The sequence below is a fragment of the Mesorhizobium sp. Pch-S genome, from assembly GCF_004136315.1.
Lineage (GTDB): Bacteria > Pseudomonadota > Alphaproteobacteria > Rhizobiales > Rhizobiaceae > Mesorhizobium.
Window position 1 is genome coordinate 4,112,581 of sequence record NZ_CP029562.1, and the last position, 14,631, is coordinate 4,127,211.

Sequence of the window (14,631 nt, forward strand, 5' to 3'; positions counted from 1 at the left end):
TCATTCTCCGGAATCTTCGACGCAGATGTATTTTTCAGCAGGCGAGGGCTGGTCGAGCCCGCCCGCGGGATTGCGAACGATGAAGCCGAGCTTGGACCACTCGGTCACCATCTTGAGGTCGCCGGCAAGCGTCTGCGGAATGCCGCGCGCCCAGTTGCGGAACTGAAGACCGTCCTTGGTGGGATAGTAGGTCTGCATTGGCCGGTGTGCCGGCCACCACAGGGTCTCCCATACCCGTCTTTCGCGTTCGAGCAGCGTGTCGCCGACGCTGTCGGGATACAGCACGTTCCACTCCTCATAGGTGACGTCGATCGTCTGGGTGGAACATTCGTTGAAATCGGCTTGCCAAGGCAGGCCGCTGAGCTTGGTAAGATCGCCCGGCTGCAGGCCGGTATCGAAATCGCTGCCCTGGGACAGCGGGTCGGATGCATAGGCGATATAGCCTTCCTCGCTTACGCCCGAGCCCCAGCGGTTGGCATTCTCCTGTGCCGCGGTCAGCGCAAAGCTGTACCATTCAGGGTCGGCCTTGATGCGATAGGGCTCGCGCCAGATCGCTGGATTGCGGATGATCCACGTCACTTCGCCGCCTGGGCAGAACGCGCCGCCGAGGCCGTTCGACAGCACGCCCCGATCCAGGCCGCGGCCGCCCGGCACATTCCAGTCCGCGTAGGGCTGCCATGGATCGATCGCCGGAGCGAAGCCCGCCTCCACCTCGTCGATGAAGATGCCATCGGCCCATTGCCGCAGCAGGAACAGCTGCGTGTCGGTCAGCCGCAGGAATTTGCTCACCGTCTTGTTGGTGATCGGATTGTCACCGGCGAGCAAGGGCATCAACGGCAGATGATAGGTCCGTGTCGCCGGATTGGCTTCCAGCCGGAACAGGTTTTCCTCACCGGGTTTGCGCAACAGGTTGAAGAGATATTGCCGCGCGGGGCGGCCAGGGTCGGTGGTCGCGTCCCTGCCTGCTGCGGCAAGTGACCGGTCGAGCAATTGTCCGGATCGGTATTCGAACGCCAGCCGCCGCAGCGCCGCCGCGATCGGCTCGTCAGGATCAGTCGTGCGGTCCGGCGTTGCAGGTTCCTGTCGCGACGAGGGGCGGGCGACCGCCAGCATCCGCTTCCGTGGCGCCGCCGCGGCAGCGGCAATGCGTGCGATGACATCGGTGACCGCCGCGTCATAGGCATCGCGGGCTGTCGCATAGGCGTCGTCCGCCGTCGTGTCGTTCTCGCTGAATGTCTGATGCCAGCGCATGGCATAGGCACGCGGCGTTTCACCATCCCGTGGCGCACATACGGCAGCGCTGAAAGCCGCCGCCGCCGCCTTGAGTGCTGTGCCGGCATCGCCGACCACCGCGTCATTTGCCGTGCCTGGCGCCTGGGTCGCGTCGAGCAGCATCAGGCTCGGTTCAACCACGCTCTCGAGCAGACGGCCGCCGACGTGGTCGGCCTGTGCGCGCGCTTCCTTCTGCGCCAGCGCGCGCGGTGCGATCCGTGGTGGGATGCACAGGCGATAGGGATCGAAGGTTCCGCGGCTGGTCTGGTTGTGCGGAAAGTTTGATTGCTGAAGGATGTTGGCGAAATAGGAGAATTCGTCGGCACGGAAAATGATCGGCCAGATGTCGCGCCAGAACCAGGGGCGATAGGCGGGGTTCCACTCCACGGGCCCGGCCTTCCAATGCAGCAGGGCCGCCGTGTCGGTCGGGTCGATTTTCTGAGGGGCATCGAAGGTGCCGGCGGTGCCATACATGTCGGTGCGGTAGGCGAATTCGCGGATCGACATATCCTCGACCACGTCTTCCAGCGTGATCATGTCGAGGATTTCCGGCGCGTAGCGCGGGTAGCCGACCAGAACCCAGGCCGGGTATTCGACATCGATGTAGCGCAGTGCCTGGACACGCTCCTCCATCATCACCAGCCGCGCCATCACCGGTCCATCGGAAATGTCGTCAAACCAGCCGTCGCTGTTGGCATAGGTCTCGATGCGGGGATGACCGAAACCGCTCAGGAACGAACCGCTGTTGCCGTATCCGCCAAGCACCAGCAGCCGGCCGTCGTCGTCCGTCATCATGTCGCCAAGCGTGTCGATCTCGTTCGGCGCCATTCCCGCCGGCGGGAAGGTGACGGCGTAGGCCGGGTTGGTGTCGCGGCCGAAACGCGCCTTGCGCCGCGAGGTGCAATCGATGGCTTGCGGGCCGGCGTCGATGATCAGTTTCTGCCGTTCGACCGGATCGGTGATGCCGGAATTGCGCAGGGGCGTGCCATCGGGATAGCCGGCCTCGCCACGCAGGCCGTCAAAGGTGAACCATGCCGCCTTCTTGTTGGCGAGCTGAACACGCCACTGGATATCGACCAGTTTGCCGCGATTGCCGCCACCTTCGATGTGATCGCCGATCCTGAGCGCAATGCCTTCGGGATGGGCTTCGTCATAGGCGAAGATCTGAAACCGCGCGGCCTGGCGCTTGATGCGCCCCTTGCTGTCCTTGAAATGCTTGATGGGCGCGTCGCCCTTGGCGGCGTTGCCGTTGGCGTCGCATTCGATCGGCAATTGCGCGGGCTTTTCCGGTGTGATGCAGAAGGCTTCCGGGCTGTCGCCAAGCCGGGCGATGCCGACTGCGGGATGGATGCGATAGATCTTTGGGTCGGCCATCGATGTCCCCCTGAGCCTGTGCCGGCCACATGTTGTTTCAGTCGAGAAAGTTGAGCGAGACGCCGTCGAGCCTCAAAAGCTCGCGGTCCTCTTCGTAAGAAGCGCCGATTACGACCAGGCTCACCGTCAGGCTCTTGGCGCCGGCAGCGATCAAGCGCCGCGCGGCGCGGGTTACGTCGATGCGGTGGTTGCGAGGCGTGTTCATGCTGCGCTCGCGCAGGTCGAACTTGCGGTTTTCCGCCGGTGGAATTTCGCAATGGCCAGGTCCGCCATAACATTCGCCATGTCCGAACACGGCGGCATAGCCGGCATAGCCGGGTACGTTGAGCGGTGTGCTGGCATCGGCGTCCGGCGTGTTCAGGAACACACGGATGAAGCAGGAGCGCGGCAGTTGCGGTACACGGTGCAGCCGCACCTCGGCCGATCGGAAACTCTTGGTCGCATCAGGCACTGCGATCGGCGCCGAGACGAAACGGCCGACCGGATTGGTCAAGCCGACCGGCATCAGGCATCCGCCGCGAACATACTCATAACCGAAACGGCTCATGTCGAGTGTGTCGCGCACCGCATAACTCCACGGTGTCAGTGCCGAATCGAGATCGGCCGGCAGGCCGTCCGGGTGATCCTGCTGCCAGCGCCACCAGAGCCGGTCGATGTTCGCATGGACGGGCCAGAAGATCGGATCATAGGACGCGGTCAGGTTCGAGAACATGTCGCCGAACTGCGGCTCGGAATAGAGATCGTCACGCTGGTGGAATTTGCGGCCGGCGACGCGCACCGCGCTGTTGCGATCGGTGGGCGCATCCGTCTTGAAAGCCGGGTTCATGCCGCCGGTCCAGATGTGCATCGTGTTGTGCGGGTTCTGGTCGAGGAAGCCGAAACTGTCGACATAGAGGCTGCCGCCGCCGAAATCGCGGAAGGTGCGCAGCGAAAGGATCTCGTCGATATCCTCCTGCGCCGGGTAGTGGTAGTGGATGACGGTGTTGATCGTGCCCTTGCCGAACTGGCCGGAATAGCGCAGCGGATACCAGAGCGAATTGGCGTCAAGAAGCGCGTCGATCAGGCGCTTGCGGTTTTCGCCGGCCACATACTCCTTGCCGCACGTGGCGCTGACGGCATCGTAGGCCTGCGTCGGGTTGGCCCAGAGCTGTCCGACCAACGTGTCGACGCTGGCCGGAAAGCCATGATCACGCAGGAAACGCGCCGAAGTTTCGGTGAGATAGCCCTTGAAGGCATCGGGAAGGATCGCGCCATTGGCCGGGTCTTCAGGCTTGTAGCGCTGCGCCGGGAAATCCCACCACGGCATCGTCACATCCGGGCAGAAATCCTGCAGCGCCTGTTCAAATTCATAGAGATAGACGCGATGCCATGGCAGGAACCGCTCCCAGCCATGCTGGCAGTGGTTCTGATGGATGAGGGCCAGGTTGTTGTAGGAACGCTTGTCGCCGACCCACTTGTTCAGCTTGTAGAGTTCGCGGAAGGCATGGCGCAGCCGCTCCTTCTGCGGTTCGCTCAGCACATCGACATCCATGCGCTGCCGCAACTCGCCCTTGGCATAGCGCCAGGCTGCTGGATCCGACGCCGGGCCGAAGACCGGGCCGGGAAGTCCTTTCACCTCGACGCGCGCTTCGGTCGGGACGCTGACCTCACCGGCGAGCGCAATCTGCTCGATCAGGTCCCCGGGACAGCCTTCCTCGATCCAGGTTTCGATGCGGTCGATATCCTCGTCGGCGATGGGCGAGCCACCCCAGGGCAGGCGCGGGAACTGCTTGCCGTCGAAAGGCGGCAGCCCGCGCAAACCACGGATCAGTGCCGAGCGCGCGCCGCGGCCCCTGGCATCGCTCGTGCCGCAACATGTGGTGGTGAGTGGCGCGATCAGCGGCATGCCGTGCAACTGCAGTCCCAGGAACTCCGGCAGGGCCAGCCCCGTCAGGCTGCCTGGCCCTTCGGTGCCGCCGGCCGCGATGAGGATTGCCTCGACGTCGCTCCAGGTGAAGGGTGGTGTCGGTTCGGATCGCGGCGCGTCACTTGTGGCCATCGTGACCACCCATCTGGCCGTCCATCTGCATGGACATGGCGCTGCCTTGCGGACCAACCACCTGATCGGGCAGCACCACCGCCACGTTCTGCATCATGCCCTGGTCCTCGTGATCGAGGATATGGCAGTGGAGTACGTATTCGCCGATATAGCGTTCGTAGCGTGTGCGCAGTGTGATGGTGTAGATGCCGGAGAAACCGGCCGGCAGCGATTGCGGGATCAGGCTCTTGATCCACAGCGTATCCTTCCAGACCCCCTTCAACCCCGGATATTGCGGATCGAAGGGCTCGCCACCGGCATCGTCGACTGCGCCCGCCGCGCTGACGTCCTTGCCATTGGGATCGATGACCGAGACGATCTGGAACGGGTTAACGTGAATGTGGAACGGGTGACTGACGAAATGGGATTGCAGCACCCATTCCTGCGCCTTGCCGAGTGGCAGCTGGCGGTCGATCCGCGTTGGGTCGTAAGGCCTTACATCGGCTGTCTTGAGCGTGTTGCCGACCTCGAATTTCACGTCCTTTCCGGTCGTGTCGATGAAGAAAGTCAGCTCCTGGGTACCATTGCCCTTGACCTCTTCGTCGGTGACGTCGGGATGCGGCGTAAAGCGCGTCAGCTTTGTGCCGGCCTTGAGGTCAGCCACCACCGCTGCCTTGACGTTGGACGGCATGTTGGTCTCGGCAAGCGCAACCAGCTTGTTGTTGAGGTAGGTCTCGACGTTGGTGACCGGCGTCCCGGCTGCGACATCCACGATCGAGAGCAACTGTGGCTCGACGTTGAGCCCGTTGACCACGCCCGACTTCGGCGCCGAGGAGTCGATCACGCAATAACGGCCTGCCTCTGGAAACACCACAAGCGCGTCGAAGCGGTAGCCGGGCTGGAGAGTTGCAACCTTGGTCATCTGCCCTGAAGCCATCGTCAGGCCGTCGGCCGCGACCAGCATGTAGGGCACGGGTTTCGTGTCGCATGTATCCTTGATGAAGGCGGCGCTGGCGTCAGCCTGAAGCAGCGTCTTTGCGCCAGGCTGCAACTTGCCGTCGAGAACCTTGAAGAATTGCAGGCTGATCGTGTCGCGCACACCGGCGTGGATCATGCGCCAGCGTTCGATCTGGCCCTGTTTGGCGGTCAGGGGGTTGTTGGCATCAAACACTTGGCCGTTCAGCGACGTATACCGACCGGAGGCCGGCCAGGTTCCAGGGCCAAACTGGTCGTAACCTTCGATGCCGCCGATATCACCCGGGTCGCAAATGTACCGGCCGTTGATATCCTGCTTGATGGGACCCAACTCGCCGGGCTTCGCGGCCGGCGCACGACAGGCATACTGGATCTGCTGCATCACCAGCAGCCGCTCGGGGATCGCGGAGGTCGGGATCAGCGTATCGAGGTCACCATGCGCGGAAGGCGTCGGCGGACGGTTACCGCGAATGATGAGTGCGCCTGCCATGCCACTCGACACCTGCAGAGCGGTGGAGCCGTGACGGTGGGTGTGGTACCAGAACGTGCCTGAAGGGTGATCGGACGGGATGTTGTATTCGTAGGTGAACTTCGTCTGCGGATTGATCGACAAGAGCACGTTGTCGCTGTTGCCTGACGGGCTTACCCACAGCCCATGCGTATGCAGATTGGTTCCGTTGAAGCAATGCGGGATGTCGGGCATTTGTCCGCCAGGCATACAGCCGGGGTCGCCTGGCTGGGGGCCCGCCGGCAGCTGGTTGTCCAATGTGACGCGCACTGTATCGCCGGGAGTCGCCTCGATCGTCGGCGAGACATAGGGCGCCTTGGGATCGACACCCTTGCCGGTGTACCCGCGCAGATGAACCTTGTCGTATCCGCCTGTCGACGGATTGTAGATCTGGTTGTCGATATACTGGATCTTGAGATTGAGCAGGCGATCCCCGCGTACTGGCGCTGTGTTGCCGGGCAACGGCGCGGCCGGAGCAAGCTCTTTCAGAACAGGTTTGGCGATCGGCTCGCGCTCGTCCTGCAATACCGGCGGATTGATGATCTCGGCCATCGCGGGCAGCACCGCGAAGGGTGTCAGGCTGCCGACAAAAACCCCCGCAAAAAACCGCGCACGCGCCATCGATCCTCCACGCAGCATGGGGCTCCCCTTCAGATATATTATAAACTGCTAACATACTGCGCTGGATATTGATGCATGTCCAGCGCCTTGCCCTGTAGAGCGAGAAATTTTACTTGTCGTAAGACTTTGCGGGATTTCCTGATGTCACATTTATACCGCTCATAATCAAATCAGTTAGAATTTCGTTCTATTTGTAAAAAGCCGGCTGAAGGTTACGCGTCCGCTGAGACGGCGGATACTGAACACATCTCCTTCATTTGACGTACTGTCCTGCTGCTTGCGCGGTGAGACGAACAGGGCTGTGTCACAACGCAGTTGATCTTTCAGATCAGAACTTCTTGCCCAGGTTGATCAGGAAGCCGTTGTCGGTGCCGCCATCGCTGCCGAACAGGCCGCGATATTCGAGCCGGACTGCAAAATCCTGCGTCGTCTGGATGTTCATCCCCAGCCCGAGCATGAAACGGTCCTTTGCCGATCCGTCGATCGAGGTGTGATAGAACGGCCCGCCGAACATGTCCGCGTAGTTCATCGTGATCGCGCTGTCGCCCTGGAAGTCATGCTGATACTCCAGCCTGAGTTGCGGCGTGATCACGCCGAAGCTGACGGGGATCTTATAGGCCAGCCTCAGACCAAGGTTCCCGGTGACGGTGTCGATATCCTGCTCGCCATAATGCAGCGCCAGTGACGGATCGCCTTTTTCGGTGAAGGCATCCAGCGTGGCGCGAGCCACGTCCAGGCGCGCGTATGGCGAAATCAGCCAGTTCTCGACCTGATACTTGGCGCCCGCCGAGACCGAGGCGAACCACTGACCGCCGTCGCGCTCACCGGTGACGAAGCCACCGCCTGATGTCAGGTAGCGCTTGGAATCGAACGAGAGCCATTGGTAGCCAAGCAGGCCGTCGATGAAGAAGTTCTGACCCGGGTGGTAGCTGGCATAGAGCCCTGCCGTGTAGGCCTTGCCGGTGCTGCGGCTGCCATTGTCGCCGATGTCACTGACATCCCGGCCGTAGCCGACACCAAGCCCGAGCGCGAACGCACGGCTGAATCGATAGTCGATGCCGCCGCTGAGCCCTGTCGTCTCGAACTTGTAGCCGTCATCGCCTTCCCGGTCGCCGACGTTGATCGAACCCCCCGTCCAGATCGTCACCTTGCTGTGGCCGAAGCTGCCGGTGCCGAAGCCGCCAGGTGTGCTCGCCGTGGTGCTGTCGTCCAGATACGATTTGAAGGGCAAGTCCTTTTCGGCCGCTACCTGACGGCTGCCGCAGGATTCGCCGTGCGGAACCAGATCGTCCTTGCCGCAGGTGCTGTTGAAGGAAAGGGCAATGCCCTGGACAAAGGCCAGGGTGTCGGTGGGTTCCTGGCCATTGTCACCGTCATGCAGCCCCTCCAGCCGCTGCTGGAAGTTGCCGATCTGCGAGTTTGCGAAGCGGCGTGTCGCGGCCGTCTCCGCGTTGAGGATGCCCATGACTTCGCTGTCGCGCGTCGGGTCGGGCCGCCCCTGGACGTTGATCGTGATCGCGGTCACCGCCGAGGTTGCGTAGGCGTTGCTGAGCGTGAAGGTCACCGTCACGGTGCCTTCGAACGTCGTCGTCGGCGTGAAGGTCATCTGGTAGCCGTTGAGCGACGTCGTACCGGATGACGATGGTGGCACCGAAACCAGGCTTGCGCTGGTGAACGGACCGCCGCTGGCGTCCTTGGCAAGATCGACAACGACTGCCTTGCCCGACATCGTGGTGACACTCTGCGCGACGGCAACCGGACGCGGCCTGACATTGACGGTTACCAATGCCGGCGCGGACGTTCCGCCCGGACCGCTCGCCGTGTATTGCAGGCTGTCGGAGCCGGTGAAGGAGGCGCCAGGCGTGTAGACGATGTCGGTGCCGCTCACTATGGCGGTGCCGTGTCCCGGCGCACTGACGATCGCGATCGCGGTGATCGTCCCGGTATCATTGGCGAGGACGTTGATGGTTACAGGCTGGCCATCGAGTGTCTGGGCCGTATCAGGATTGGCGACCGGCGGGTTGTTGGCGATCGCCAGCGTGTAGACTGCGGACCCCGTGTAGCCGAGATGGTCCGTTGCCGTCACCGTGAAAGTGGATGAACCGACGACCGTGGGGGTGCCCGAGAAGACGCCGGCCGATGACAGGGATATGCCGGGCGGCAGTGTGCCGCTTGTCACCGCGAAGCCGTAGGGCGTGCTGCCGCCGTTTGCGGTCAGCGCCTGGTTGTAGGGGAGGCCATATTGGCCGTCCGGCAGAGCGCCTGGAGAAAGCGTAATGGTCGGGGCGGCGATGACAAGCGTGTACGCCACGCTCGTGGTGCCGGCGGTTCCGGTCGTGCTGTCGGTCACCGTCACGGTGAAGTTGAAGGTGCCGTCGACGGTTGGCGTGCCTGAAAGCAGGCCTGCCCCAGACAAAGTCAGGCCGGTAGGCAGCGCACCCGCGGTAACCGAGAACGTATATGGCGCGTTGCCACCGCTTGCCGTCAATGTCTGGCTGTAAGCGGTTCCGGCGGTGCCGGATGGCACGCTGGGCGGCAGCATGGTCAGGCTGGGTACGGCAACGGTCATGGTGTACGGGCGTGACCCTGTTTGACCGTGGGCGTCGCTTGCCGTGATCGTGAATGAAAAATTGCCGGCTGCCGTCGGAGTGCCCGACAGCGCTCCGGTTGGACCGAGCACCATGCCAGGCGGCAGTGTGCCCGCGGTCACCGAGAAGCTGTAGGGAGCAACCGCACCGGTTGCCGTCACGGTGTCCGAGTAGTTTGAACCGGCTGTCGCGTTCGCCAGCGTTGTCGGATTGACCACGACAACAGGTGTCGCGACCTGCAATGTGTAGCTGACATCGGTCGAGAAGGGCGCTCCGGCTCCGGTGCTGCTGTCCGTCGCCCTGACGGTGACATTGTAGGAACCTGGCACGGTGGCGGTTCCCGAAAGCTCGCCGCTGCCGCTGAGGTTCAAGCCGGTGGGAAGTGTACCGGCAGAAACGGTGTAGCTGTAGGGGGTCGTGCCGCCGGATGCCGTGAACTGCTGGCTGAACGCTGCGCCATAGGTCACCGGAATGGTACCCGCCGGTGGCGTCAGTCCGAGCGTCGGCGCGCCGACGGTCAGCGTGAATGGCTGGGATATCGATACGGGACCGGTTCCGCTGCTGCTGTCGGTGGCTGTGACGGTGAGATTGAAGGAGCCGGCCGCCGTTGGCGTCCCGGAGACGGTAACGCTGTTGGAGGTCGTCCCCGTGGTGGAAAGCCCCGCCGGCAAACCGCTTACCGCCACGGTGTATGGCGCCGCGCCGCCGGATGCGGTGAAGGTCTGGGTGTAGGTAGCGCCAACCTGCGCCGCGAGCGGACCGGAGGCGTTCACGACGATCGTCGGATCGCCGACGGTGATGGTGACCGTCGCCGGCGCGGAGGTTCCACCACTGTTTGTCGCGGTGTAGGTGAACGTGTCAGGGCCACGATATCCGGGGGTGGGCGTGTAGCTGATCGACAGGCCGGTTGCCGTGGCGGTGCCGTGGTCAGCCAATGTGGCAATAGCGACGGACAGCGCCGCCCCACCGGTGATGTTCAGCGTCACCGGATTGGCGCTGCTGCCGTAACCGACAGTGGCGGACACCGGATTGGCGACTGGCGGAATGTCGATGATCTGGACCGAGTAGGCGGTGCTGCCGGTGGCGGCCGTGCCTGTGGTGCTGTCCGTCGCCGTCACGGTGAAGTTGAAGGTACCCGGGGCGGTCGGTGTGCCTGACAGCGTGCCGGTCGTGGACAATGTCAGCCCCGCAGGCTGCGCACCGGACGTGATGGCAAAGGTGTATGGGCTATTACCGCCGCTTGCCGACAGTGTCTGGTTGTAACCGGACGCGACCGAGCCGTCTGGAAGGCTGGGGGGCGATACGGTCAGGCTGGGAAGGCCGACCGTCAAATTGTAAGGCCGTGTGCCTGTCTGGCCGTTGGCGTCGGTTGCCGTGACCGTGAATGCGAAGGTGCCGGATTGTGTCGGCGTGCCTGTGAGCTGGCCATCCGTGGCCAATGACAGCCCGGCCCGGAGCGTGGCCGGTACGGTCGAGAATGTGTAGGGCCCAATACCGCCGGATGCGGTGAAGGTGGCGGAATAACTCGAAGCTGCCGTGGCGTTTGTCAGCGTCGAGGGTGAAACCACGATGGAGGGTGCTGCGACCTGCATCACGTAGTTCTGTGTCCGGGCAAACGGTGCGCCGGTGCCGGTGCTGCTGTCCGTTGCCCGAACCGAGAAGGTGAACAGTCCCGTTACGGTCGGTGTTCCCGAGAGCACACCGGAGGTGGGGTCCAGCGACAAGCCTGCCGGCAGTGCTCCGGCACTGACGGTATAGGTGTAAGGCCCTGTACCGCCGGAGGCAGTGTATTGTTGGCTGTATGCTGTCGCATAGGTCGCGCTGAGTGTTCCCGCCGGCGGCGTCAGGGCAAGGGTTGGTGCGCTCACCGACAGGGTAAAGGGCTGAGAAATCGAGACCGGACCGGTGCCGGTACTGCTGTCGGTGCCCGTGACATCGAGGTTGAAACTGCCGGCCGCGGTTGGTGTTCCGGAGACAGTAACGCTGCTGGAGGTCGTCCCCGTTGTGGAAAGCCCGGCCGGTAGGCCGCTTACCGCCAGTGTGTATGGCGCAGCGCCGCCCGATGCGGTGAAGGTCTGCGTATAGGCGACGCCGATCTGCGCGGTCAGTGCATTGGATGGGGTGACGGTGATCGTCGGATTGCTGACCGTGATGGTGACGGTTGCCGGCGCCGAAGTCCCCGCCGAATTGGTCGCCGTATAGGTGAAGGAATCCGAGCCGCGGAAGCCCGTATTGGGCTGGTAGGTGATCGATGTCCCGCTCGCGATGGCCGTCCCGTTGGCTGCTGCAGTGCCGATCGCGACGGAAGTCGGTGTCCCGCCTGTGGTGTTGAGGGTGATTGGATTGGCGCCGCTGTTGTAGCCAACAGTGGCTGAAACCGGATTGGCGACCGGCGGGATGTTGACGATTGTCAGAGCGTAGCCGCGCGGCGCGCTGGAATAGGGAGCGCCGGTGCCTGTGCTGTTGTCCGTTGCGGTGACCGCGAAGTTGAAATTGCCGGCAGCGGTCGGTGTACCGGACAAGGTGCCGGTTGAGGCAGACAGAGTGATGCCGGGAGGAAGCGCGCCAGCTGTGACGACATATGTATAGGGCGAGGTGCCACCGGAAGCCGGATTGAGTGTGGCCGAATAAGCCGCGCCCATCGTGCCATTGGCCAAAGTCGTGGCCGGCAGCGTGATGGTCGGTGCGGCGACCGTCAGGGAATAGGGCTGAGTACCGCTGAACGGCCCGGGCGCGCCGCTGGCGTCTGTGGCCCTGACGGTGAAGTTGAACGTTCCGCCCGCAGTCGGCGTGCCGGAAATCGTGCCTCCTGGAGCGAGCGTGAGTCCGGCGGGAAGCGAGCCTGAGATGACGGAAAATGTATAGGGAGATACGCCGCCGCTGGCAGTGACGGTGGTGCTGTAGGCCGATCCGACAGCCGCTCCGCCCGGCAGGGTTGTCGGGGCTACCACGATGGTTGGCGCGGCATTGATGTCGACGGTTACGGTGTGGAGTTTCAGCCAGACACCGCCAGTCGAGATCGTGGTGCTGTCCTGCACTTTTATCGTGAAGGTGAAGCTGCCCAGGGTCGTTGGGGTGCCGGAAAGCAGGCCGCCGCCGGACAGTGACAATCCAGGCGGCAGGGTGCCTGTTTCAAGAGTGTAGGCATAAGGCGCAGTACCGCCGCTCGTGCTGAATTGCTGGCTGTAGGCAATACCCTGCGCGCCAGCTGCAGGGCTGGCCGGCGAAACAACCATTGTCGGTCCGGGAACGCTGAAACTGTAGCTTTTGTCGGCCGTCAATGCCGTGGGCGATGTCGAATCCGTCACGTGCACGGTATAATTGTAGGGACCTGAGCCGGTCGGAGTGCCTGAAATCCTGCCGTTTGTCGCAAGGGTGAGCCCCGGCGGCAGGCTGCCGCCACCCGGAGTGTAGGTATAGGGCGCCGTGCCATTGGCGGATGTCAGGGTCTGATCATAGAAAACGCTGATCTGGGGCGTTGGCAGGCTTGCCGGGCTGACGGTAATCGGCGAGGAGGCGGGGGTGATCGTAACGTTGACCGTCACGACACCAGCAGAGGCGTCCTTGAAGGTGAAGGTGTCCGTGGTGGCACCATCGCCGTTGTTGACATAGGTCAGCAATCCTGCGGCGGCATTATCGATCGTTACATGTCCATGCGCGGGTTGCACCACGTCGCTTTGCGGGTTTGTGCCGAAGGGGTCGCATGACGACGCATTGATTTGTTTGCTGCCACCAGACACCACTGTGATGGCAATAGGTGTGGGGCACCCGACCGACGGAGCCGCCTGTACCGGAGAGGCCGCCCCGGCAGCGAGGCAAACAAGCGCCAGCATGCCCAACCACAGCACGAAGCCGCTTGCAAGCGTACGCGCACGCTCGGTGCGATACTTTGTATTCCAGTTCAATGCATGCCCCCATGCCGGAAATTTGTACGCTTTATTGCCGAGTCGGAGAATTCTTCGATATCAAATGTACCGATGGATTCGAAATGCCTGCACGATTTCTATCGTGGATTCCCACTCGAAGTAGATCATGAAGTTTTATTCATGTCCACCTTGAGCTTAAAAATACACTTGCAGAATCCATGAATCGTGAGCAATATCAATATAATGTCTTGAGCTTGGGTGATTGGGGGAGATAATGGCCGAAGTTTTCCTCGGGCAGATCATGATGACCGGTTTTGCTTTCGCGCAAAAGGGTTTCGCCTTTTGTAATGGGGCGATTGTGTCGATCTCCCAGAATCAAGCGCTCTTTTCGCTTCTGGGTACGGTATACGGTGGCAACGGCACGACGAATTTTGCGTTACCCAACCTGCAGAGCCGCACACCTGTCGGGTTTGGATCCTCGGTCGATCCGTCCTGGCAGCCTTCACCCTATGCGTTGGGAGAAACTGGCGGCGCTGAGAATGTCACGCTGCTCGTCCAGCAACTGCCGGCACACAATCATGTCGGCAACGCAACCACGACAGCGGGTGCCGGACGCAGCCCCGGCAACGCGCTTTATGGCACCACCACGAATGCAATTTATGCCGCACCGGGTGGCCGTGTGGTTCCCTTGGCGACTCCGACCGTTACCTTTGTCGGTGGCAATCAGTCACACCCGAACATCCAGCCTTACGAGACGATCAACTACAACATCGCGATGAACGGAATCTACCCGTCGCGCTCGTGACATCGGCCAGCCAGCGCAACCTCTGCACGGAGATCATCGATGAGTGAGCCCTATGTTGGCGAAATCCGGATGTTCGGTTTTCCGCGCGTGCCGAACGGATGGCTGCCTTGCAATGGAGGACTGTATTCCATTGCCGAGTATGAAGTGCTGTACCAATTGATCGGTACGACTTATGGAGGCGACGGACAGGTTACTTTCGCCACTCCCCAACTTTCCGGGCGCGTTCCGATACACCAGGGGACTGGTCCCGGCCTTTCGCGCTACATTATCGGCCAGATGGCAGGCAGTGAATCAGTGACTTTGCTGCCGATGCAGATACCGCAGCACAATCATTCGATGACCGCGACGCAGTCGACCGCCAACGCCACCTCCGTTAGCACGACCGTGGAACTCGGTGCCGTTACGAACGACACGATGTACGTGACCGATCTTACCGGAGCTGCGCCCGTGGTTTCCGCTCCACAATCGACACAACCCAGCGGTGGAAGTTCACCTCACGACAACACAATGCCGACCTTGACGGTGCAGTTCTGCATCGCCTGGGCCGGAATTTACCCATCGCAAGGCTGAACAGCGCTGAGGGTTGTTTAACGGAACCGGTTCGT

Annotated in this window: 6 protein-coding genes; 2 read left to right on the forward strand and 4 right to left on the reverse strand. The window is 62.3% G+C overall.

Annotated elements, in window-relative coordinates; genetic code table 11:
* The 4 genes from C1M53_RS19285 to C1M53_RS19300 all read right to left on the reverse strand — a co-directional run bounded on the left by C1M53_RS19285 (position 1) and on the right by C1M53_RS19300 (position 13,260).
* Positions 1 to 2,646, reverse strand: a complete 2,646-nt coding sequence (locus C1M53_RS19285; RefSeq protein WP_129413703.1) for a LodA/GoxA family CTQ-dependent oxidase — start codon at positions 2,644 to 2,646, stop codon at positions 1 to 3.
* A gap of 37 nt (positions 2,647 to 2,683) precedes the next feature.
* Complete coding sequence (locus tag C1M53_RS19290; RefSeq protein ID WP_129413704.1) at positions 2,684 to 4,684, reverse strand: tyrosinase family protein; 2,001 nt, start codon at positions 4,682 to 4,684, stop codon at positions 2,684 to 2,686.
* A complete protein-coding gene (locus C1M53_RS19295) occupies positions 4,671 to 6,785 on the reverse strand; it encodes a multicopper oxidase domain-containing protein (protein ID WP_129413705.1) in 2,115 nt (704 codons plus the stop codon). Before C1M53_RS19295 ends, C1M53_RS19290 begins: the two co-directional genes overlap by 14 nt.
* A 310-nt stretch (positions 6,786 to 7,095) precedes the next feature.
* Entirely contained in the window at positions 7,096 to 13,260 is a 6,165-nt protein-coding gene (locus C1M53_RS19300; RefSeq protein WP_129413706.1) for a putative Ig domain-containing protein, read from the reverse strand.
* Between the two features lie 235 nt (positions 13,261 to 13,495).
* Here C1M53_RS19300 and C1M53_RS19305 point away from each other — a divergent pair, with 235 nt between their 5' ends.
* Positions 13,496 to 14,026 carry a tail fiber protein gene (locus tag C1M53_RS19305; RefSeq protein WP_129413707.1) on the forward strand — a complete coding sequence of 177 codons (531 nt, stop codon included), beginning with the start codon at positions 13,496 to 13,498 and terminating at the stop codon, positions 14,024 to 14,026.
* Positions 14,027 to 14,065: 39 nt separating this feature from the next.
* The gene (locus tag C1M53_RS19310; RefSeq protein ID WP_129413708.1) at positions 14,066 to 14,596 is read left to right on the forward strand and encodes a tail fiber protein; all 531 of its coding nucleotides are present in this window, start codon (positions 14,066 to 14,068) and stop codon (positions 14,594 to 14,596) included.
* The last annotated feature ends 35 nt before the right edge of the window (positions 14,597 to 14,631 follow it).